Origin of the sequence: Ligilactobacillus sp. 110_WCHN (assembly GCF_030518115.1) — a bacterium.
Lineage (GTDB): Bacteria > Bacillota > Bacilli > Lactobacillales > Lactobacillaceae > Ligilactobacillus > Ligilactobacillus aviarius_C.
The window spans coordinates 1-20,158 of the sequence record NZ_JAULLI010000025.1 but is presented as its reverse complement, the minus strand read 5'-3'; the positions used below and the strand labels follow the sequence as shown (position 1 = coordinate 20,158).

Here is a 20,158-nt window from a genome sequence, read left to right as displayed (position 1 = left end):
TGTATCTTGTTAAATACCAAGTAAGCAGGGCGACAACGCCATAGCCTTTAAAGATTGCGTAACAGGATGCAACAAAGGCAATTACGACAAACAGCGTTTCAATAAAAGATGCTTGTTCAATACAGAAACAATTACCAACCAATTTTTCTAAATCTTCAATCATTCAAAAACCGTCCTTTCTGGTTTTGCTATGTTATGATATACGCATAAAGCAATTTTTTAATTCTTGGAATTATAGAGGCGGGCAAGCCTTTATTATTGCTTTTGTTTTTAATTTGTTTGAAAGTCGTTGCTTCCCTCAACGGCTTTTTTATTTAGATTAATTTTTCATGTTCTTTTAAAAAGTTAATTGCAGTTTCTTTGCCGATTAATTGCATCCCGTCAACGTCTGCAACCGGCAGACCATTGCGAATAAACCTATAAACGGTATCTGTTGAAACTCCTAGCCATTTTGCCATTTCTTTTTTATTTAGGTAAGGCTTGGCATGTTGTTCTTCTTGCCGTGCCTTTTCGATTGCATCCGTTACAGTCGTATAAATATCTTTGCCTAATTCTTCCTTTTGCGTCTGATCTAATACAATTTGAAACATGGTTTAAGCCTCCTTTAAATAACTGGCAAGGGCGCTTTTAAGGCGTTTATCTTGAATGTGATTAATCTGTTCTTGATACCATTCGGGGTTACGCTTGGCGTTATCTCTAAACACCGGCGCCATACTCTTCAAAAAATCATCAATAGCAATCTTCTTCATTTCTTTATTCCTCGCTTTCGTTTGTTACAATTTTGAGCATCCTATCAATGTAATGTGGTTCGCCAAACATGGCTAGCAGCATTTTATTAATCACTTCAATTTTTTCGTTCTCGTTTTTTGCTTGTCCGATTAATTGTTCAAAGTCTTTCAAGTCAATCAGCATTTCAAATAATTGTTTTTGTTTTTTGTTCATAGTGTAATTCTCCTTTGCTTCTTAAATTGCTACTTGTAAAGTTCCACCGCTTAGTAATGCTTTAATTTGTTGGTAATCGGCGTTAAGCGATAGCATTGCAATTACTTTATTTTCTGCTTGTTGGTAGTTTCCTAATTCTTCAACCGTCATGAGTTCGGTAATGGATGCATCCACGCCATAACGCTCTTTTAATTGCTTACAGGTCAAGCCGGTTGCTGTTTTACAAAGCAGATTAGTAAGCATCGAATACGGATGCGGGTACTTATCTTTTAAGCTCCATTCTTTGATTGCATCCGTTAAAGTTTTACGTTTGCGCTTATCTTCAAGCCGTAATGAATGGCGTTGTTGCAATTCTTTACGTGTGGCATAGAATTGCTTCGTTAATTCAAATTTAAAAGCAACTACATTCGGCGTATTTTTCAGCAAAGTAATTAAGAAAGTCGCTTGTTGTTCATTTAGGTGGTAAACCTTTGCTTTACGACCTTTTCCCTGTTTTAATTTCGTCATTTCAAATGACGTTTTTCCAAGTTTTGAAATTTCCGTTAAATGATTTTCAATAAGACATTTAATAGCGTGGTGGCTGTTCTCGCTATATTCCGCAATAACTTCGCTTGTTGTATATGGTTCAGCGGTACTTAATGCGGTAGTTTTAAATACTAATTCGTTCATTGCTTGCATCCTTCTTTTACTGTTCCTTGAGTACGTCTAATTGAGATATAAGCCAACAATTCAATTTATCAAAGGTTGATTTATAAACGTTTGTTTTTTCGCCTTTAAAAATCTTGTCTAGCGTCCAGCGACTTACACCGGTCTCTTTTGCCATTTCTAATACTGAAATATTTAGCTCTCCACGTTTACGTTTAAGAGCTAGAATTTGAGAATTTGTTAGTTTCACAATAACAAAGCTCCCTCCAATCACAAATTCTACTTTTGTAGATAAAAGATATGTTAGTCTACTTTTGTAGAATTGTCAACATAAGTTGAATTTTAACCTAAAAATGTGCTAAATTTGTAGCAGAAACGAGGTACATAAATGAAAAATAGAATACAGGAACTACGAAAACAGAAAGGATTATCACAAAGAGAACTTGCAAAGAAAATCGGGGTATCTTTTCAAAGCATTTCTTTTTACGAACGAGGCGAAAGGACGCCTAAACTTGAAACGTGGATAAAATTAGCAAACTTTTTTAATGTTCCAGTTAGTTACATTCAAGGAACTAGCAATATACGAGATCCACAAGCCTTTGAAAATTATGAATCTTTTTCAAGTAACTTCGATAGTCAAGACGATGTACCAAGAAAAGAATTTAAGGCTTTTAGGCGAGAGAAAAACTTAATGCTACTATATACAATGTTTAATGAATTAATCGAAGGATATTTATATACTCCCGAGGAAATTAAACATTATAAAGATATACTGAACTCTATTGATGATTATAAAATTTATAAAATTAATAGTGATTTAAGTCAATTCTTTACGATGCTTTTAGATGGTATGAATGGCGATGAGCGAACACTAAAAACACTGCATAGTATCTTTGACATCTTAGTTAGAGACGGCTTTACTCCGTTTGACTCGTTCGAATAATCTAGTTAACATTTTTAATATCTCGACTCTCAACTTAAAGAATATTTTCTGCAACACAAAGCGCTATTCCATATAGGTGGATAATCAAATTTTTATAAAACTCCTTGAAACGTTGATATATAGCTGTTTAATGGCGCTTTTATCAATTAAAAAAGCCCCCATTTTGTCCAATTTTGTAAAGTTTTTTAACGGGTCTTGTTCTAACATTTTCATACACTTATCTTTTTTAGTTCTTGGAATTATAAAGGCGGGCAAACCAAGAAAGGAATTTCAAGAAATGACTAAGATTGTTAAGTATCAGAATAAGGATGATGAGACCTGTTATAGTTTTCGTTACTATGCGGGAGTAGACAAGAAAACGGGCAAAAAGCGTTATATCAAGCGCAAAGGTTTTAAAAGATTAGAGGATGCAAAGCAAGAATTACGCAAGATTGATTATGAGGTATCAACGGGGCAATACTTTCATGAGAATATCAAAATGAAGTTCAAAGAGGTTTATGAAGAATGGATACAGCAATACGAAAACACCGTAAAGCATTCAACCTTTTACTATGCAAAGCATAATATCGAATTAAATATACTGCCTTTAATCGGCGATTACTTTGTAGACAAGATAACGCTTAGAGATTGTCAAACGGCAATAAATAAGATTTTCAAAACCAACCCTGCGTCTATATCGCATTATTATAGCTACATGTTCCGCATTCTAGATTATGCAAGGCGATTAGGCATTATTGATACTAACCCGATGAATGACGTTATTAAACCTAAGTACCGAGGAAAGAGCAAAACAAACACTCGCAAGTTTTACTCAAGAGATGAATTAAACCAATTCCTTGATACAGCTAAGAAAGCACCAATTAAGCTATATGCTTTCTTTCGGTTGCTTGCATGTAGTGGGATGAGGGTAGGCGAGCAGCTTGCCTTAACGTGGAATGATGTAAGTTTTATCACGGATGCTATTAGTATCAATAAAACGACCGCTCATATTGAAAAGGGCGCTCAAACAATTCAATCAACGAAAACAAAAGCTAGTAACCGAGTGATTTCGATTGATAAAGAAACAATGAGCGTTTTGAAAGAATGGAAAGCAGAGCAATCAAAGTTAATCGGAACGCAACAAAATCATCAGCTTGTATTTTCTAACAGGAAGAATAAAACTATTGCTGATAGTGTTGTTAGAAAATGGTGTATTGCAATCTGTAAGGCATCCGGACTTAAACCAATTAAATTACACGGTTTTCGGCACACTCACGCATCCCTATTACTTGAAAGTGGGATGCCGATAAAAGAGGTTCAAGCCCGATTAGGTCATTCCAACGTTGATACAACTTTGAATATCTATGCTCACGTAACAAGAAAGGATATTGACACCGGGGAGCAGTTTGCTAATTACCTCAATGGAGACCCTAAGAGAGACCCCGAGAGAATGCAACCATTAAAGAAAGCCTATAAATAAAGGCCTGAGCGTCTTTATGATTTATCTAACATGGACAAGAACCTTTAAAATGGGGATTTAAAGAAGCTGCGGCGTAAGTCACAGCTCCTTTTTTAAGTCATTTTATTTGAATTTCAATTAAAATGAATCTATCATAAGAATAGATGATGAATAAAGGCTTAACTATAAGCCTAAAAAGATAAAAATTGATGATTCTTCGCTTCAATAATGAGGCGGAGTTTTTTGTCGGTTGGTTTAATGTATCGGAGGGTTAAAAATGGCTGAATTAAAATGTTTAGTATTTAAAAATGATGATCTGGATTTTCTAAAAAAACAATATCCGGGAATTTATGGCATTCTTGGACCGAAGTTAGCAGATTATGATGGAAGTCAACAAGTATGGCGAAGCGGTTCGGAAGATGAGTATCAAGAACTATGGAATCGATTCACATATGAAATTGCCAATGCAACTGATTCAACAGGAAAAATAAGCGAAGATGGATTACGATTACGTCATATGTGGGATCAGGCGTAAAAAATGGTCGAGATTTTTCTCGACCATTTTTGTTTTAATTAAAGATTGTGTGCAATTTTGGTTTTGAAAAGAGTCCAATTCTAATCTTTTAGATAATAGCCGAATTAAATTTTTATAAATGGAACGTAAATGAAAATCTAATAATGAAAACTAATTGAAAAATAAATGGTGTCTTAAATTTAGTTATACGGTATACTATAGTTATTAGTTTTGATAAAGTAAGGAGTAGCAAAATGGAGTCAAAGGATAAAAACATTAAGTTAAAACGTTCCATGTCTGCTGGCCAACTTGAAATGATTTCATTAGGTGGGGCCATTGGGGTTGGATTGTTTATGGGTTCAACTTCAACGATCAAGTGGACGGGACCGTCAGTTATTTTAGCCTATGCCCTGGTGGGGGTATTGTTATACGTTATCATGCGGGCCTTAGGGGAAATGTTATATGTTAACCCGGGGACCGGATCATTTGCAAGCTTTGCAACGGAATATGTTCATCCGCTTGCCGGTTATTTGGCAGAGTGGTCAAACGTAATTGAATATATCATTGTTGGAATGAGTGAAGTAGTTGCGGCGACGGAATACTTAAATTACTGGTGGCCGCATTTGCCAGACTGGATTGCCGGGTTGGTTGTCATTGCTTTCCTTACTTTAGCCAATTTGGTTTCAGCTAAAACATACGGGACATTGGAATTTTATTTCTCAATGATTAAAGTTGTAACCATTATTTTAATGATTATTCTGGGCCTTTTGATCATTGTCTTTGGAATTGGTCATCACGGAATTCCGATTGGGCTCCATAACTTGTGGAGCAATGGCGGTTTCTTTACGGGTGGATTTAAAGGATTTATGTTTGCCCTGGCAATCGTTGTTGGTTCGTACCAGGGAATCGAGTTACTTGGAATTTCGGCTGGTGAAGCCAAGGAGCCGCAAAAGGCAATTGTTAAGTCAGTTAAATCGGTTATCTGGCGAATCTTAATTTTCTATGTTGGCGCAATTTTTGTGATTGTTACGATTTATCCGTGGAATAAGTTAGGTTCGATCGGATCACCATTCGTTGAAACCTTTGCGAAGATTGGAATTACGAGTGCTGCCGGAATCATTAACTTTGTTGTATTAACAGCCGCAATGTCAGGGGCGAACTCTGGAATTTATAGTTCAAGTCGGATGTTATTTAAGTTAGCCCATGAAGGTGATGCGCCAAAGGTACTAGGTAAATTATCAAAGCGGAAAGTGCCAAATCTTGCAATTTTAGCAATTTCAGGTGGAATTTTACTCGGATTCGTGTTAAACACAATCATGGCAACTTTGAACAAGTCAACGGCAAACCTTTTTGTAATTATTTTTAGTTCAAGTGTTCTTCCCGGAATGGTTCCGTGGTTAGTAATTTTACTTGCTGAATTGCGGTTTCGAAAGAATAGTCCAGATATTATGAAGGACCATCCGTTTAAGTTACCATTATATCCACTTTCAAATTACCTTGCATTGATCTCAATGTTGATTATTGTAATCTTTATGTTCATTAATCCGGACACGCGGATCTCAGTATCTGTGGGAGCAGTGCTCTTGATTATCTTGACGGTTGTTTACATTTGCCGTCATGGATTAAGGAATCCAAATAAATAGAACTTAAAAGACTGCTGAAGAGCAGTCTTTTTATTTTACCACAAAAAATTTTGAAAAAAGTTGTTGACAAACCGAATCAGATTTAATAAACTTAATACTGTTGTTTGAAAGACATGGAGGATTACCCAAGTCTGGCTGAAGGGAACGGTCTTGAAAACCGTCAGGTCGGGGCAACTCGGCGCGGGAGTTCGAATCTCCCATCCTCCTTTTTTATGAGTCATATGGTTTATTAGAACTGCTAGAAACGCCTTGAAATGGGCGTTTTTATTTTTTATAAACCATATGTTTTTACATGTTTTGAGAATTTTTGAGAACACTTTGAGAACACTCTCCCAGTTTTTCTAAACTATTTGATACCAAATCATCAGTTCGAGTTTTAAATTCGTCAATCAAGTATGAGTAGGTTCGAGTAGTGGTTGTCACGTCCGAATGACCTAATCTTTTCGCAATTGCATAGATATCAATTCCTTCTGATAATAAATAAGCCACATGAGTATGTCTGAGACTATGAAAATGAAATCCTTGTTTATTTATATTTAATTCGGATAAAGCTTTCTTGAGAACGTGATTTACACCATTGGAAGTGGGTACTTGGCCACGATTATTAGCGAAAACCATATCGTATCCATTGGGTTTTAGTTCTGCTAAAATGTCTAACAATCTTTGATTAACTCGAATGATTCGATTACTCGATTCATTCTTAGTGGGTTTAAATCTGCGATATGTTTCATACCATGCCTTATTGATTGTGATAGTTTTGAATATAAAATTAATATCTTTCCAGGTTAATGCTTGAATTTCACCTAAACGTGCACCAGTATAGATTGCCGTTAAAATCATATAGCTGGATGTATGCTTAGGATTTAAATTTCCAATTAAGTAATTGCATAGGTGTTGTAATTCATCGATATTCAAATAATCCACTTTCCGAGTTTTATTTTTATCAAAGACTAAACTCACGCCATCAATAAAATCGCGTTTTATATCGCCGTCATAAATTGCCTCCTTTACACAAGCGTGATAGAGCGAATGATACTTGCTAACAGTCGATTTAGCATGATTTTTGCCATATTCATTCAGGAAGATTCGATACCTTTTACGGTCAATTGCACCGATTGGATCCTGGAGATAATTATGCAAAACGTTGTATGCTTGTTTATATGTTAGTTTTGTTCTTTCGCTAACGTTCATCTCTTTAAACAATTCAAACCAATTCCAAAAATACTTATCAAACGGAGTATCAGCATTGATGATTGGTCGTCCATTGTTTAGGTCATTCTGCATTTCTGTTGCCCATTCACTTGCTTCGCGCTTAGTACTAAACCCAGATAAACTTTTAGAATGTCTTTTATGGTTATTGTCATAATAATAAACCTTTGCTTGCCAATAATTCCCACGTTTTCTAATACTTGCCAAAATGTCATCTCCTTTATGTTATAATCAAAAAAGGGTGTAATATCCCTATAATGCTTTGATACGAACCACTACTCTAAACTTTGGCGAGGGAGGAATAGTGGTTTTGTTTTATATAAGATTATTATTCGTTTCCGTTATTTTGATAATCTGTCACGTATTTAGCGACATTTGATTTTGAAACTTTTGGAATATTATTTTTATCTACATGCGCATATCCAACAGTTGAATAATCATCGTTGTTTTCAGCTTCAACTTTGATATTGACGCCGTCATATTTTTTGTAATTCATTTTAGAAAGAGCCTTACATACACTTGCAATAGCTTGGTCAATATCCGATTTATCAACTGAAAGAACGCTATCGTTTAATTTTACGATGACTGAACCGCCTGTTGAATAATCGTATCCAGTAACTTCAACCTTTGCACCCACGTTATCATCATCAAATTGAGTCTCAACACGTTGTTTTACATTCTTTTGAGAGATAACAGTGGGGTGAGTTTGACGATACTTTGCGACTTGTTCTTGGTGTTCGGCATGGTTTTGATACATAACACCTCCAAATCCAATAATTAAAGCAAGAATCATAGAGCCATAAGCTAGTTTCTTAACTTTATCTACTGGTTTGTATTTATCAATGATTAAATAAATCACAATGATAGAAACAATTCCGAGAACAATGGCATTGAAACTAGCTATTAATCCAAGAACGGCTCCAAAAATCATCCCTGAAAGTCCATTAGCTAATCCAATGATTGCAAATAAAATAGTGATGATTTCTACACGTTGTTTGTAGAAAATGCAACCAAGAATTAAAGCAATAATGATTGCAGCTATTTGAAATAGCATTTTTTTGTCTTTCTTGTTCATACAAGGCCTCCGAAAATATAAATGATTCTTACACCTTTTTGCTAGCTTTTAACGTCATCAAGGTTTGGACAAAAAACTATTTTTTAGTTTCTTCACGCAAATTCGGATCAGATACATTAAAATTAAAAATGAATTTATTGAGTCTTTTATTAAAATTTCTTTCCAAATCAGGGTTATAGTTCAAATTAAATTTCTCATCAAAAGCAAGTAAGGTTTCATGAACTATTTGTCTTGTTAACCCCCAGTTAATATATGTTGGGAAGATATCCTTATGATTGTTAAATCCGCCAACAATGTTTTTAAATGTTTCATCGTTAATGTCAGTAGTAATAATTCTGAATGAAGAATCTCCATCTCTTAAATTTTTAAAAAACTTATTGATTTTATGATCGACATGAGCTCCTCCGTCTTCATTAGCCATAAAACGTATGAGATTTTCTCGCGATAAATCTGTATAAGAATATCTAAGAATTGGTTGTCTGAGCCAACGATTAAACTTCATTTTATGATATCTAACATTAGGATTAAATAACATGGTATCAAAGTATTTCATAGTTTTAGAATATCTAGGAAGGCGTGTGAATACCAAAGCTCCATAATTTATGCAATCATGTTCTGTAAATTTAGGAGTAAAAGAAGGTAATTCAATCTTTCTTGCAATTCCTAATTGTTTTAAAATACAATTAGAGTTATAAAATAGAGTTCGAAGAGTCACGCTTGAACGATTAATCGCTGAAAATTCTCCACTATCATATCTTTCAGCATCGCTTTTCAAGTCGTTGAGAGCCCACAATAAGCGGTCTTGGAATTCTTTTCTTTTATTTTTTCGTAATTCTTTCTCTTTTAATTGAGGTGATATAATGACCACTCCTAACAATGATTATGATGTAGTATCACACAGTTATCTGCATAAAGTAGATAAATTAGATGATAATGTTTATTCTGTCGGGGATGCAGCAATGATGTACGGTAATTATGATCCAATAGAATTAACAGTTTCAGATATTAAACACCTAATAAAAGGTGGGGCGCTAATAGATTTATCTGATGGGGAATATATCCATGCATTTAAACTATCAGATAAAGCTAAAACTGAATTTCAGAAAACGATTCAATAGTCGATACATGCTATCGACTATTTTTTATAACCTTTCCAATCACTTTAATCTCATCAGCAGGATAAATCATTGGGTCATACTTTTCGTTGATTGAAACCAATTTAATTTTGCCATTCTCACGATAAAGTTTCTTACAAGTAACTCCTTCATCTCTTATAGTTACAACAACGATTTGTCCGTCGTAATCAGGAACAGGCTGGTGATGAACGAACTGCTTTGAGCCTTTAGGTAAATCAGGTTCCATGGAATCACCAGCAATAGTAATCACTTCATCAGCACCGCGGGGGATTTCATCACGACTGACAACTAATTGTTGTTGCAAAGCATCTTCGCTGTCGCCGTCAATTGGCAAACCGGCAGCAGTTGAACGTCCTGTGGTGATATATGTAGTATTTTCATCATTAATGTTGTTTTGCTCATTTAGTTGTGTTTGAGCATATGTATAAACTTTGTGCTGACGGGATGCATCCAATTGGTTGTAAATAGGGAGAATGTCTTTGACATGATCATCGACGTCATATCCCATTAACCATGCTTCACTAACATTCAAAGCTTTTGCTAAAGAATAAATTTTGTCTTGTTTAGCTTCGTATTTTCCTTTCAGGTAATCTGAAATTGAATTTCTTCCTATATGAGCTCTCCTTGAGAGTTCGGACTGTGACATTCCGCTCCTATCAAGAGCCTCTTTTAATCTGTCTTTAAAATTACTGTTCATTTTTCTTAACACCTTTCACAATGTTGATTTTATCACAATGAATCACACTTTTAAATATTTTTGTTCAAAAAAATGTACAAAAACTGTTGACAGAGATTAACAAAGGATATAACATATAGTTGTTCGGTTAACCGAACAGAAAGGAGGGAATGTTTTGGAGAGAAAGTACGATTATTCGTTGTTGGAAAATCGTATGAGAGAAATGCGATATTCTCAAAGTCAGTTAGCGAAAGATGTTCCTATGAGTAGAACTGCTTTGAATATCAAACTTAACGGTCATAATGGATTTACTCAAAAGGAAATCAAACGAATTGCAGAACTGTTGCATATCACACCTACTGAAATCGGTAGTTATTTTTTTAAACTTAATGTACAGAAAACTGTACATAGTTAGAAAGGATTCAATATGCGAGACAAAATCAGAAATATCTTAGACGTGATTGGCTTTATTCTGATAATCATAGCTTGGTTAGCCTTGATAGCGTTAGCTACCGCATTTGGAGTATGGCTAGGATACGCTATTTTTCATTTGATTAGTACGAAAGGTTAGAAAGGAGTTTTAAATGCATCAATTACCATTTAACCCATTTACATTAGTTAATCAAATTCTTTGGTCATTTATTTGCACACTTCCTGTAAGTGCAATCTTAGGCTCTGCAATGGACAAGATGTATGAACACGGCAGAAAAAAAGAGCCATATGAAAAAACATGGCTCAAATACAAAATTTTGATTGGTGTATCCGTATTTGTTGAAGCATTTCTTATGAACATGTTCCACTTTGTTGGCTATTAGTGCCAATTTGGATTTCTAGAATGGCTTGTCTAATATCAGCAACTAATTCAGCAATTCTTTTACTAAGAATTAGTTGAAAGGTTTCGGAAGTTAAGGGATCAATGTTTCCTAGAGTCGACTGAATTAAATCTTTGTGAGTAATGTCATTTTCAAAAGCGCTAATTATTTTGAGAGCACTAGGCAAATATGTTACTAAATTTATTTTTGCTTTTTGCCATTCATCAGAGAATTGATGATTTAAATAATTTTCGGCAGTTAATGGCGAGCATTCAAGTTGAACTTGGTGCGCAAAATCGCTCAGAGCATTCTCGATGTTACTGATAAGTGACGAGTAAATTTTGGTGGTTTGGTTGAAACGTTTCATTTCAATTTCGTGTTTGTGATTTTCAATAAATTCATCACGTTTATTGTTTTCGATAAGTTTTTGAATTTCATTATTTTGCTCATTAATACTTTTTTGAGTTTGGGCTTGTAGGTCAGCTTGTTTCATTTGATTATCGAGTAATTTATCTTGGAGTTCATTTTGACGTTTCTTTATTTTAAAACTTTGATATGCAATCCAGATATTAACTCCTGCCCACGCTGCGACAACGATAACACCAAACCAAAAAGTCCACGGATTATTAATATTAAAACTCATTTAAACACCTCCGAAAGGTATTTTATCAGAAAGGAAGATCGTAATGAATCAACTACAAAACTTTAATTTTAATGGTGCTCAAGTACGAGCATTAACAATCGATAATGAACCTTACTTTGTGGGTAAGGATGTTGCTGAAATTCTTGGATATAAGAATTCGAGAAAAGCATTGAAAGATCATGTTGATGATGAAGATAAGGGGGTAACAAAATGTGACACCCTTGGAGGAAAGCAAAAGTTGACTGTCATCAATGAATCAGGTCTCTACTCATTAATTATCAGTTCCAAACTTCCAAGTGCAAAACAATTCAAACATTGGGTGACAAGTGAAGTTCTTCCTGCAATTCGCAAACACGGTGCTTATATGACAGACCAGAAAGCATTTGATGTTGTTCATAACAAAAACGGTTTAATCGATTTGCTACAACAAGCAGCTGATCAATTACAACAAAAAGATATTCAAATTGCTGAAATGAAGCCTAAAGCATTATTTGCGGATGCAATCACCGAAAGCGATACGTCAATTTTAGTTGGTGATCTTGCTAAAATCTTACGCCAAAACGGAATTGAGATTGGTGCACGGCGATTATTCAAATGGTTGCGAAAAAATCATTATTTGATTTCACGCCGTGGTTCAGATTATAACTCACCAACTCAACGCAGTATGGAAATGGGATTATTTGAAATCAAAGAATCATCGCATATCAATGGCAATGGAGTGAACGTCATTACTAAGACACCGAAAGTAACAGGCAAAGGACAACAATATTTCGTTAATAAGTTCTTAGAAATGGAAGCTTAGAAAGGAAGATTGCAATGGATAAATACACTGTACAAGTAACTTATGAAGTACCAGCAGAAATACTAAAAAAATTCATTCAAAATTTACCTCTCAACAACACAGTAGCAAATATTTTTGTCGCAAAAAAAGAAGAACCGACAAAATTATCGGCTCTTCTTGGCAATGAAAATTAATTCATATTTTTGAGATGAGAGTAAAAAATATCGACCATGTTATTAACATCTTTGGTCTGAATTGTCTTAAATATGCTTCCACCACCGTTTAAACCATTCATACCATTTGGGACGGCTTGCGTATCTTTTTTTAAACTCGACAAAGCATTCAAATAACTACATGTTAATTCGACAGCAAGCTCTTTGTCATTTTTGCTCATAATCTCACCTCCTTTCGTAAGGAGATAAACAAATTATATCAGAAAGGGATGTCTTAAATGTCATTAACCTTTGAACTTCCTGAAAAGCAAATTAAAACCATGATTCAAAGTTCGATTGATTCCATGGTTGATGAATCACTCGACGGGAAGACATGGACGATTGATGAATTTCGCAAAAATTGTTGTGCGAATAAGTCAGCAGAATGGGTCAGAAGATTCATCTTCTTGAAATTCAGCGATGAGATTGATTATCGCAATTATGGTTGGGTCATTAATCCAAAAGGCGGACGTGGGAGAAAACAAATTATTTTCGCCAAGCCCGCAAGTGAATGGATGGAAGAGAATCGCAGACGAATTAATTGGGATTCAAAGATATAGAGGAGATAACGATGAAGAAACTTTTGTACAAATTAAACTGGATCACTGCTGAGTGCATCCTAATCACAATCATGCTTATGGCATTCAGCAATGGAATTTTGATTTCGCCATGGATTCCATTGACTGCGATTGCGATATATCTAGCTCATTGGACTTATAAAGCATATATGGAAGGGTGGTTTGAAACATATGGAAAAGACGCAAAGCCGCTTAAGCGAGTTCATGCCAATCGACCTGCAAAAACAGTATTTTCAAGACGGGTTAAGCAAGATAATCGGCAAGTTAAACAAGCATAAACAACGCTTGTTGCTAAGAACATTAATTGCGGTGGAAGATGAACCATTTCTTTCAATTGCAATGAGCCAGAAGAAAGGATGCTTATGAAACACGTATTAAGTCAAATGGCACAAGAAAGAATTGCAAACTCAGTCATTCAAGTGTTAGCAGATAATAACTGCACACTTGCTAACTATGAAGAAATTCATGAACTTGTGATTAAACATTATAAAAATAATGCTTTGTTACCTAATTTTGATGCCAGCGGTAATTATACTGAGAACTATTTTCATAGTCATTAAGACTAGATAGGATGCTTCAGATTTATTCATTGATTAGATAGGAGAAGAATATGAAAAAAAGTGAGATGACCACGAGCATTGGCTGTTTAGCGGTAGCAATGACGGTTCAAGGCGTTATCGAATTAATCTTTTTTATAGCGTGGTTGATATGGCGAAACAAAATAACACTATTCCTTTTAGGAACAGGAACAGTGTTATTAGTTGTTCTAGTGATTATATGGTTTGTCATGCTTCATTCTGTTAAGAAAAAGATTATAAATCAATTTTGTTCCAAAAAGAAAGGATTTTGAAATGAAAGATAAAAAAAGACCGCTAAAGCGGCCCAAAACGAAAATTGTTTTGAATGTTGAAAACGACAAAAAATCTGTAAAGCAACTTAGTGAATGTTCAAAAAAAGAAAGTTTTGAAAAATCCGTAGAAGAATATTTCATAGATGATTTTAGATTCTAATTTTTATTGACGAACATTGCTTTCAAGACATCGTGGATCAATCTCCGAGAATAATAGTTTGATATTTTAGCACTCACAAATTCGCTTTTGGTATTGGCTAAATCAAGCTCATCTTTAATTTCCTTTTTCGATTGTTCCGAATTTAGCTCACTTGAAAGGTTACTAACAACATCGTTGAATAAAGATTCAAATTTTTCATCATTCAATATTGTCACCTCCTTTCAAAAGGAGATAGTTAAATTTTATTAGATTGGTACTAAAAATTAGAGAGGGGATTAAAGATGGATGCAGTGATGAAAACGACAGTCAGGAAATTTATTCTTGATTTTTCTAATAAAAAAAGAAGTGCTGTTAATGCATTGGCACTTGCAGCACTTCTAAAAGCCTATGAAACTATTTAAAATTTACCGCTATTATGTCACTAGCTTTAATGTCAATGGTGTTATTTCCAATAAATTTCACTTCATATTTGCCGTTAATAGTGAATTTTTCTGGAAAAAAAGAAAAGATTAGAAAGGGGAAACGTTTTGAAAAACAAAAAAAGCTTCAAAGAGAAGCTTGATGAATTAAATTTCAGTTTTACATGGGACATCTTAATTCCAGTGATTGTTTCAGTGATAGCTTCACTTATTATCCAAGCATTTTGGAAATAGAATGCCAGATCCAAGGAGCGAAATGCTGTGTAACTAATGCAGTTAAAAATGCAACGATGATTGGAATGAGAATGCTACGAAACAAGATACTTTTAAAACTTTCCCAACGATGCTCGAAGAAATGCAAACCGTCATCGGTTATGTAATAGGAATCGTAAATAATGATTCCCATGGAATTTGTTTTCCCCTGCATTGACCCTAGAACGATAAGATGCTCATTTCGTAACTTTTTAATGTAGTAGTTGTTTTCGGGATATTGAGGAACAAGTTCAAAGGGAACGTATCCATTATGTTTCTTAGCAATTCGAATTAATTGTCTGAGCGTTTTTCGCTCTTTACGCAAAGTCTCCATAGTAACACCTCCAAGAAGATATTTTATCAGAAAAGAAAGGATGCAAGCAGAATGATTAATACAGTTGCACTAACCGGCAGAATGACAAAAGATCCTGATTTGAAGTATACACAATCAGGTAAGGCGGTCGCTACGTTCTCACTAGCGGTTGATCGGAACTTCAAAGATAACAATGGCAATAAAATTACTGATTTCCCACGGTGCGTGATTTGGGGTAAGAATGCAGAAAACTTAGCCAATTACACTCACAAAGGTTCGCTGATTGGCGTTACCGGAATGGTTGCTACTCGTACATTTGAAGACAAGAACGGTCAGAAACGCTTTGCATGCGAAATCAACGTTGAACACTTCACTTTGTTAGAGAAGAAACAACAAGGTCCAAGTCAACAAACTAACCAAAACAACGGTTATCAAAATCGGCAAAATGTGAATAATAACCAATTCAATAATCAGAGCAACGATCCATTCGGAAATGGCGCTCCTGACATTGGATATGATGACTTACCGTTTTAGGAGGTGTGAGCAATGAACGGTAGTTATTACGCAGTTATCCCTGCAAAGGTTCTATATGATAAAGATTTGTTGAAATATCCGAAATCAATTTTGCTTTACGGACATATCGCAAATTTATCAAATCAAAAAGGATATTGTTGGGCAACAAATAAATATTTTATGGAACAGTTAGGTGTTAAATCTGCAACAACGATAACCGATTATCTTAATCTGCTAGTCCATAAAGGTTTCATCAAAAAGGAGAATATTTACAAAGAAGGAACGAAGCAAATCGAAAAAAGAGTTATTTCGATAGATACTGGTACCCCTATACCGCCGGACTGTAATACCCCTACCACAGTGGACTGTAATACCCCTATACCGCCAGACTGTAAAGAGAATATTACAAGTATTAATAATACAAGTAAGAATAAGTTAGGGTGTTATGTCGAAGAATTCTATGAAAATAATATCGGCATGATTAGCCCGTTTATTAGAGATGAAATCCGATATGAAATTGAGGACTGGAACAAAATAAATGCAAATGAAGCAGGAAAAATTATTGTTGAAGCTTTAAAAAATGCAATTGGTGCTCAAGCGAGAAACAAATGGAAATACGCTAGATCGGTTTTAAATTCATGGAAAGAGAAAAATATTAAATCTCTGTCTGATATTCAAGCAAATGATCGGCAACACCAATGTGAGATTCAAGCAAGGTATAGTCGCAAGAATTATGGACGAAAACCTGTTGAAGAAAAGATTCCCGATTGGAATAATCAACAAACGCCAAAATCAAATAATAAAGATAATGCCGATATTAAAAACCTCATCGATAAAATTAATAAAAAAACTAATAGCAAGGATGAACAGCATGGATAACCTTGAGAAATGTACAGCTGAGATTCAGTTGAATTTAAAGCGTGTTAAGAAAGTTCCAGATGACATGAGCAAGATTAAGTGCTTAGGAGATTTGATTGCGGATGCGGCACTCTTGATTGAATATGCATCCACAAGACAACGGAATTTGATTCGCTCATATACTCGGGTTGAATAAAGCACATATAAGAGCTTTAGAACGCATTTAAGCAAAAATAAGAGTAATTATACTCAATTAAAATAAAAATCGCTCACATATGAAATTAACGAGCGATAAAGGAGAATGACAAATGGAAGCATACCCAACAACAGCAGAAGAAAAAATTCAAACAGCAATTAAATTTTTAAGCCGTCCAGTAAGTCAGTTATCTGAAAATGATTTAACGGCAGTTCGCATGTACTTAGAAGGTGTCGTAAAAGAAAAGAAATCACGGTATCGATTGTTTGCAAATTATGCAGGTAAGAACGAGAAGGTCATCGTTGCAGATATTGAAAGAGATCCTTCTGATGTAGACCTGATTGATACACGAAATGCAGACATGTTTGAAGAATATAGTTTATTTACTCAAAGTGAAATCGACACTTTAAAAAAGAACGTTGATTATATCGACTGGGACAACATCGTTTGTGTACTCCAAGTTGAAGAAGAATTAGGAGATGTTGATTATTAAATTCGTGTTTGATATTGAACCAGTCCAACAAATCAGGCCACGCGCACGCAGACTGCGGGACAAGGTCATCATGTATGATTCGAAAGCGGTCAAAGTATTCAAACGGAGAATTGGCAGACTTGCTCATCAAATGATGAAGGAAACGGGATGCGTCCGCTATGAAGGCAAACCATTGACGGTCGATGTTTGGTTCTTTAGACCGGTTCAAGAAAAGATCAGTAAAAAAGAAAAAGCAAGGCGTATTCGTGGCACAGTATTACCAATCGTTAAACCTGATTGTGATAACTATATTAAAAGCTTTTTAGACGGAATGAACGGTATTGTTTGGAAAGATGACGCATTGATTACTGATATATTTGCTCACAAACGATATAGCGATAAACCACGAATTGAAATCACGATCATGGAAACGGAGGCGTACTAAGTGATTGAAGAATGGAAAGTAATTAAGAAAATGCCCGGATATGAAGTCAGCAACATGGGAAATGTAAGGGATGCAAAAACTAAGAAAGAAGTTCGTCAAGTTGTATCAAACGGTAAAATGGCCGCTGCGTTTAAATTGAAAAACCATAAAGTGCGAAAGCTGAGAGTGCCACTGTTAGTTGCCCAAGCATTTATCCCTAATCCGTATGATCTTTCATTTGCTCGCAACAAAGACGGTGATATTTACAACAATTGTGTTGATAACGTTGAATGGTGTCGCCAGAATCGTGCAGTTAGATCACCGCGCGCCGGTACGGTTTATGTTGTCACTGAACCGAATGGTGAACAAACAATGTATCCGTTCTTAGCTGATATTTGCAAAAAATATCAAATTCAAAGTCATCCTACATTGGAAAAACTACAAAACATTTTGAAGGAGCAAGGAATCAAGGTTCAACGATTATCAGCTGATGAAACATTTGTAACACGTGATAAATCACGTACTGAAATGATTCACAAAGAAATCGATAGGTTCTTGGATCATGTTGTTCACAAATATGGCAAAGATTGGTATACCATTCCGGTTGATGTCTTAGCTAAGAACGACAGCTTTGTTGCTGCTCACTACAAATTTATTAAAACAGTTTTTTAATGCACTAGATTTAACAGCTGTCAAAGGCTGTTGGATCATAGCTGTACCTGTCAGAACGGCGAATAATTGTTATTACTCCTCTTATTTGGTTTTTGAAACAGAGATATACATGTACGGTTAATCAATCTGGCAGAGTCCTGTTAATGGGTGTTGCGGAGTTCGAGTCTCCGGCAGGGCTTTGCGACCTACTGAGATACTAGGTTGCGAAATTTAATTTTAGGAGATGAATCATCTCCAGAAAAAGTCTTTCACTCGTATCTCAACCTTTTAAAAATACTCCAATCTAGTAGTTGTCAAAGGCTACTAGATCATTGCAGGCCATGGTGTGCCTGCTAAAAAAAACACGCCAGTCTAATACATCGTGGTTGGGGATGCACCACACAAAAATAAAACAGAAGAGAGATGAAACTCTCCTGTTGCTCATTCTTATTGCATCCCACAACGGATATTGGGTCATCAACCTTTAAGCCGGCAGAATGTTTAGGAGTGCGAATAGTCTGCAAGAAATGAAATTTAAAAATCGAAAGTGAAGTGAAAAAGCAACTCTTATTCAATATTAATCAGCACTCAAGCGACAATTTAATAAACTTTCAAAATGATACGAGAGCCTGCTAGTTGTCAAAGGCTAGCAGGTTATTCCAGGGAGCAATTCCTGGAACCTATTCATACTAACCTATTTGTCTTTTTCGACTTGTCAGCTTTCATCGGCTGGCAAGCCTTTGGCAAGAACAATGGATGCTGGAGTTCAAGCCATACAAAAAATAAAATTACGTTTTTAAACAACCAATGCATCCGAAACATTTGTCATTGGACGTCTGCCTTGGAGCGGTGGACGTTATGCTCTGAATGGTTAATTAGGGTTCGATTCCCTATCAGAGCTTTGTTAGCTAACAGAAACTGATATGAATGGAGAATAAACATGGAAAAGCAAGAAATTGCAAATCAATTGCAACAAGAATTTCAAGGCGAAAAATATCACATTGAAGTCGCTGTGGTTCTTGACAGCTTAGTTTTAAAAGTTGAAAAGGAAACGGTGTGCTGGTTTAAGGATTGTAGAACAAATGAATTTCACGTCTTTTGTGATCCCAGCGAATATCTTGAATGGATGTTAGAAAATAATTTGTTGCTTAATTTTTATAAACGGGGAAAGGAATTGTTGGAAGAAAACGCTAAAAGATACACAGTGGAAGTCTTAAAAGAAAAAGATTCTAGTCCCTTTGAAGCACGTTATCTTGGCTTTGACTATCGTTTTGACGCTCCATATTTCAGCAATGAATATGCAAAGCAAGAGTTCACTGAAAAACAAATTGAAGAGCTCAAAAAGCGAGATGACATTGCAATTGATTGGGATAAGGCAGAATTGGAGGAAGTGTACGATGCCGAATAAGAGAAAACTAGAGGACAATCTTAACAAAGTTTTTGATTGCAAAGATATTCACGTTCATGAAATGCGAGATATTGATGACAGTAAACTAACTCAATTATTAATTACCAATTCAAACTTTAGTTTGAGAATGCAATTCGTAAAAAAGAAAGGAGACGTTTTTGCGCCAATTATGACTTATCCAAAGATTAGCATGGCTAATCTCGGAAAGGCTATTGATTACATTGAGAAATATTTTGACGAAAGAGGTTAAAGAGTAAATGAATAATCGTTGGAGGAGAATTGTGAAATTAGATAACTCGAATTATGAGGGTTGTGCAAAAACGGAGAGTTCAATAATGGTTTTTAATTCCGTATTTTGGGGAACTGTAGCACTTGATAATCGTACGGAATGTCGA

General features: G+C 35.2%; 35 protein-coding genes and 1 tRNA gene. 23 read left to right on the top strand and 13 right to left on the bottom strand.

Features of this window, described 5'->3' with window-relative positions:
- Nucleotides 1–314: 314 nt before the first annotated feature.
- From Q3C15_RS07870 to Q3C15_RS07850, 5 genes are read right to left on the bottom strand one after another with little or no spacing between them, the layout of a single operon-like run.
- Nucleotides 315–590: an AlpA family transcriptional regulator gene (locus Q3C15_RS07870; RefSeq protein WP_283580605.1), complete on the bottom strand. Its 276-nt coding sequence runs from the start codon at nt 588–590 to the stop codon at nt 315–317.
- Nucleotides 591–593: 3 nt separating this feature from the next.
- Nucleotides 594–749: a hypothetical protein gene (locus tag Q3C15_RS07865; RefSeq protein ID WP_155728806.1), complete on the bottom strand. Its 156-nt coding sequence runs from the start codon at nt 747–749 to the stop codon at nt 594–596.
- 4 nt (nt 750–753) lie between these two features.
- Nucleotides 754–942, bottom strand: coding sequence for a hypothetical protein (locus Q3C15_RS07860; RefSeq protein WP_064208709.1), 189 nt, complete (start codon nt 940–942; stop codon nt 754–756).
- Nucleotides 943–963: 21 nt separating this feature from the next.
- Nucleotides 964–1,611 (bottom strand): Rha family transcriptional regulator, encoded by a 648-nt coding sequence (locus Q3C15_RS07855; RefSeq protein ID WP_283580604.1) that lies wholly within the window; start codon nt 1,609–1,611, stop codon nt 964–966.
- 16 nt (nt 1,612–1,627) lie between these two features.
- Nucleotides 1,628–1,837, bottom strand: a complete 210-nt coding sequence (locus Q3C15_RS07850; RefSeq protein WP_064208711.1) for a helix-turn-helix transcriptional regulator — start codon at nt 1,835–1,837, stop codon at nt 1,628–1,630.
- Nucleotides 1,838–1,975: 138 nt separating this feature from the next.
- On the opposite strand from Q3C15_RS07850, the gene Q3C15_RS07845 reads away from it, so the two are divergent.
- The 5 genes from Q3C15_RS07845 (at nt 1,976) to Q3C15_RS07825 (ending at nt 6,332) form a co-directional block, all read left to right on the top strand.
- Nucleotides 1,976–2,530, top strand: a complete 555-nt coding sequence (locus Q3C15_RS07845; RefSeq protein ID WP_283580603.1) for a helix-turn-helix transcriptional regulator — start codon at nt 1,976–1,978, stop codon at nt 2,528–2,530.
- Between the two features lie 277 nt (nt 2,531–2,807).
- On the top strand, nt 2,808–3,989 hold the full coding sequence (locus tag Q3C15_RS07840; RefSeq protein ID WP_302704874.1) for a site-specific integrase: 1,182 nt from the start codon (nt 2,808–2,810) through the stop codon (nt 3,987–3,989).
- 256 nt (nt 3,990–4,245) lie between these two features.
- On the top strand, nt 4,246–4,503 hold the full coding sequence (locus Q3C15_RS07835) for a hypothetical protein (RefSeq protein ID WP_204779695.1): 258 nt from the start codon (nt 4,246–4,248) through the stop codon (nt 4,501–4,503).
- A 233-nt stretch (nt 4,504–4,736) separates the two neighbouring features.
- Nucleotides 4,737–6,125, top strand: a complete 1,389-nt coding sequence (locus Q3C15_RS07830; RefSeq protein ID WP_302704873.1) for an amino acid permease — start codon at nt 4,737–4,739, stop codon at nt 6,123–6,125.
- A gap of 115 nt (nt 6,126–6,240) precedes the next feature.
- Nucleotides 6,241–6,332 (top strand) — tRNA-Ser (locus tag Q3C15_RS07825).
- An 81-nt stretch (nt 6,333–6,413) separates the two neighbouring features.
- Here the strand turns inward: Q3C15_RS07825 and Q3C15_RS07820 are convergent.
- From Q3C15_RS07820 to Q3C15_RS07810, 3 genes are all read right to left on the bottom strand, one after another.
- Entirely contained in the window at nt 6,414–7,541 is a 1,128-nt protein-coding gene (locus Q3C15_RS07820) for a site-specific integrase (protein ID WP_302704872.1), read from the bottom strand.
- Nucleotides 7,542–7,662: 121 nt separating this feature from the next.
- Nucleotides 7,663–8,409, bottom strand: a complete 747-nt coding sequence (locus Q3C15_RS07815) for a hypothetical protein (protein WP_302704871.1) — start codon at nt 8,407–8,409, stop codon at nt 7,663–7,665.
- A gap of 76 nt (nt 8,410–8,485) precedes the next feature.
- On the bottom strand, nt 8,486–9,184 hold the full coding sequence (locus tag Q3C15_RS07810) for a hypothetical protein (RefSeq protein ID WP_302704870.1): 699 nt from the start codon (nt 9,182–9,184) through the stop codon (nt 8,486–8,488).
- Nucleotides 9,185–9,269: 85 nt separating this feature from the next.
- Here Q3C15_RS07810 and Q3C15_RS07805 point away from each other — a divergent pair, with 85 nt between their 5' ends.
- Nucleotides 9,270–9,527, top strand: coding sequence for a hypothetical protein (locus Q3C15_RS07805; RefSeq protein WP_302704869.1), 258 nt, complete (start codon nt 9,270–9,272; stop codon nt 9,525–9,527).
- A gap of 10 nt (nt 9,528–9,537) precedes the next feature.
- On the opposite strand, the gene Q3C15_RS07800 is transcribed toward Q3C15_RS07805, so the two are convergent.
- Complete coding sequence (locus Q3C15_RS07800; RefSeq protein WP_302704867.1) at nt 9,538–10,242, bottom strand: LexA family transcriptional regulator; 705 nt, start codon at nt 10,240–10,242, stop codon at nt 9,538–9,540.
- Between the two features lie 154 nt (nt 10,243–10,396).
- On the opposite strand from Q3C15_RS07800, the gene Q3C15_RS07795 reads away from it, so the two are divergent.
- Both Q3C15_RS07795 and Q3C15_RS07790 read left to right on the top strand, forming a co-directional pair.
- Nucleotides 10,397–10,636 carry a DUF739 family protein gene (locus Q3C15_RS07795; protein ID WP_302704866.1) on the top strand — a complete coding sequence of 80 codons (240 nt, stop codon included), beginning with the start codon at nt 10,397–10,399 and terminating at the stop codon, nt 10,634–10,636.
- A 169-nt stretch (nt 10,637–10,805) separates the two neighbouring features.
- Nucleotides 10,806–11,036, top strand: a complete 231-nt coding sequence (locus tag Q3C15_RS07790; RefSeq protein WP_302704864.1) for a hypothetical protein — start codon at nt 10,806–10,808, stop codon at nt 11,034–11,036.
- Here the strand turns inward: Q3C15_RS07790 and Q3C15_RS07785 are convergent.
- On the bottom strand, nt 11,005–11,676 hold the full coding sequence (locus Q3C15_RS07785) for a hypothetical protein (protein WP_302704863.1): 672 nt from the start codon (nt 11,674–11,676) through the stop codon (nt 11,005–11,007). The genes Q3C15_RS07790 and Q3C15_RS07785 overlap by 32 nt on opposite strands.
- A 43-nt stretch (nt 11,677–11,719) precedes the next feature.
- On the opposite strand from Q3C15_RS07785, the gene Q3C15_RS07780 reads away from it, so the two are divergent.
- Both Q3C15_RS07780 and Q3C15_RS07775 read left to right on the top strand, forming a co-directional pair.
- A complete protein-coding gene (locus Q3C15_RS07780; RefSeq protein WP_302704862.1) occupies nt 11,720–12,478 on the top strand; it encodes a phage antirepressor in 759 nt (252 codons plus the stop codon).
- A gap of 14 nt (nt 12,479–12,492) precedes the next feature.
- A complete protein-coding gene (locus Q3C15_RS07775; RefSeq protein WP_302704861.1) occupies nt 12,493–12,651 on the top strand; it encodes a hypothetical protein in 159 nt (52 codons plus the stop codon).
- Here the strand turns inward: Q3C15_RS07775 and Q3C15_RS07770 are convergent.
- Nucleotides 12,648–12,851 carry a hypothetical protein gene (locus Q3C15_RS07770; protein ID WP_302704860.1) on the bottom strand — a complete coding sequence of 68 codons (204 nt, stop codon included), beginning with the start codon at nt 12,849–12,851 and terminating at the stop codon, nt 12,648–12,650. The two genes, Q3C15_RS07775 and Q3C15_RS07770, sit on opposite strands and share 4 nt — an antisense overlap.
- Nucleotides 12,852–12,908: 57 nt before the next feature.
- Here Q3C15_RS07770 and Q3C15_RS07765 point away from each other — a divergent pair, with 57 nt between their 5' ends.
- From Q3C15_RS07765 to Q3C15_RS07745, 5 genes are all read left to right on the top strand, one after another.
- A complete protein-coding gene (locus tag Q3C15_RS07765; RefSeq protein ID WP_302704859.1) occupies nt 12,909–13,229 on the top strand; it encodes a DUF771 domain-containing protein in 321 nt (106 codons plus the stop codon).
- Nucleotides 13,230–13,418: 189 nt separating this feature from the next.
- Nucleotides 13,419–13,613, top strand: a complete 195-nt coding sequence (locus Q3C15_RS07760) for a hypothetical protein (protein ID WP_302704858.1) — start codon at nt 13,419–13,421, stop codon at nt 13,611–13,613.
- Entirely contained in the window at nt 13,610–13,807 is a 198-nt protein-coding gene (locus tag Q3C15_RS07755; RefSeq protein WP_302704857.1) for a hypothetical protein, read from the top strand. The genes Q3C15_RS07760 and Q3C15_RS07755 overlap by 4 nt, the downstream gene beginning before the upstream one ends.
- Before the next feature lie 50 nt (nt 13,808–13,857).
- Nucleotides 13,858–14,097: a hypothetical protein gene (locus tag Q3C15_RS07750; RefSeq protein WP_302704856.1), complete on the top strand. Its 240-nt coding sequence runs from the start codon at nt 13,858–13,860 to the stop codon at nt 14,095–14,097.
- Between the two features lies 1 nt (nt 14,098).
- Nucleotides 14,099–14,257 (top strand): hypothetical protein, encoded by a 159-nt coding sequence (locus tag Q3C15_RS07745; protein ID WP_302704855.1) that lies wholly within the window; start codon nt 14,099–14,101, stop codon nt 14,255–14,257.
- Here Q3C15_RS07745 and Q3C15_RS07740 read toward each other — a convergent pair.
- Nucleotides 14,254–14,463 carry a hypothetical protein gene (locus Q3C15_RS07740; RefSeq protein ID WP_302704854.1) on the bottom strand — a complete coding sequence of 70 codons (210 nt, stop codon included), beginning with the start codon at nt 14,461–14,463 and terminating at the stop codon, nt 14,254–14,256. The genes Q3C15_RS07745 and Q3C15_RS07740 overlap by 4 nt on opposite strands.
- A gap of 424 nt (nt 14,464–14,887) precedes the next feature.
- Nucleotides 14,888–15,262 carry a hypothetical protein gene (locus Q3C15_RS07735; RefSeq protein ID WP_302704853.1) on the bottom strand — a complete coding sequence of 125 codons (375 nt, stop codon included), beginning with the start codon at nt 15,260–15,262 and terminating at the stop codon, nt 14,888–14,890.
- Between the two features lie 51 nt (nt 15,263–15,313).
- On the opposite strand from Q3C15_RS07735, the gene Q3C15_RS07730 reads away from it, so the two are divergent.
- The 8 genes from Q3C15_RS07730 to Q3C15_RS07695 all read left to right on the top strand — a co-directional run bounded on the left by Q3C15_RS07730 (nt 15,314) and on the right by Q3C15_RS07695 (nt 20,013).
- Nucleotides 15,314–15,775, top strand: a complete 462-nt coding sequence (locus tag Q3C15_RS07730; protein ID WP_302704852.1) for a single-stranded DNA-binding protein — start codon at nt 15,314–15,316, stop codon at nt 15,773–15,775.
- Between the two features lie 12 nt (nt 15,776–15,787).
- Nucleotides 15,788–16,633 carry a DnaD domain protein gene (locus Q3C15_RS07725; RefSeq protein WP_302704851.1) on the top strand — a complete coding sequence of 282 codons (846 nt, stop codon included), beginning with the start codon at nt 15,788–15,790 and terminating at the stop codon, nt 16,631–16,633.
- Nucleotides 16,626–16,808: a hypothetical protein gene (locus tag Q3C15_RS07720; RefSeq protein ID WP_302704850.1), complete on the top strand. Its 183-nt coding sequence runs from the start codon at nt 16,626–16,628 to the stop codon at nt 16,806–16,808. The genes Q3C15_RS07725 and Q3C15_RS07720 overlap by 8 nt, the downstream gene beginning before the upstream one ends.
- A gap of 112 nt (nt 16,809–16,920) precedes the next feature.
- Entirely contained in the window at nt 16,921–17,301 is a 381-nt protein-coding gene (locus Q3C15_RS07715) for a hypothetical protein (protein WP_302704849.1), read from the top strand.
- Nucleotides 17,288–17,725 (top strand): RusA family crossover junction endodeoxyribonuclease, encoded by a 438-nt coding sequence (locus Q3C15_RS07710; RefSeq protein WP_302704848.1) that lies wholly within the window; start codon nt 17,288–17,290, stop codon nt 17,723–17,725. The genes Q3C15_RS07715 and Q3C15_RS07710 overlap by 14 nt, the downstream gene beginning before the upstream one ends.
- Nucleotides 17,726–18,376, top strand: a complete 651-nt coding sequence (locus Q3C15_RS07705; RefSeq protein ID WP_302704847.1) for an NUMOD4 domain-containing protein — start codon at nt 17,726–17,728, stop codon at nt 18,374–18,376.
- A 919-nt stretch (nt 18,377–19,295) separates the two neighbouring features.
- The gene (locus tag Q3C15_RS07700; protein WP_302704846.1) at nt 19,296–19,763 is read left to right on the top strand and encodes a hypothetical protein; all 468 of its coding nucleotides are present in this window, start codon (nt 19,296–19,298) and stop codon (nt 19,761–19,763) included.
- A complete protein-coding gene (locus Q3C15_RS07695; protein WP_302704845.1) occupies nt 19,753–20,013 on the top strand; it encodes a hypothetical protein in 261 nt (86 codons plus the stop codon). Before Q3C15_RS07700 ends, Q3C15_RS07695 begins: the two co-directional genes overlap by 11 nt.
- The last annotated feature ends 145 nt before the right edge of the window (nt 20,014–20,158 follow it).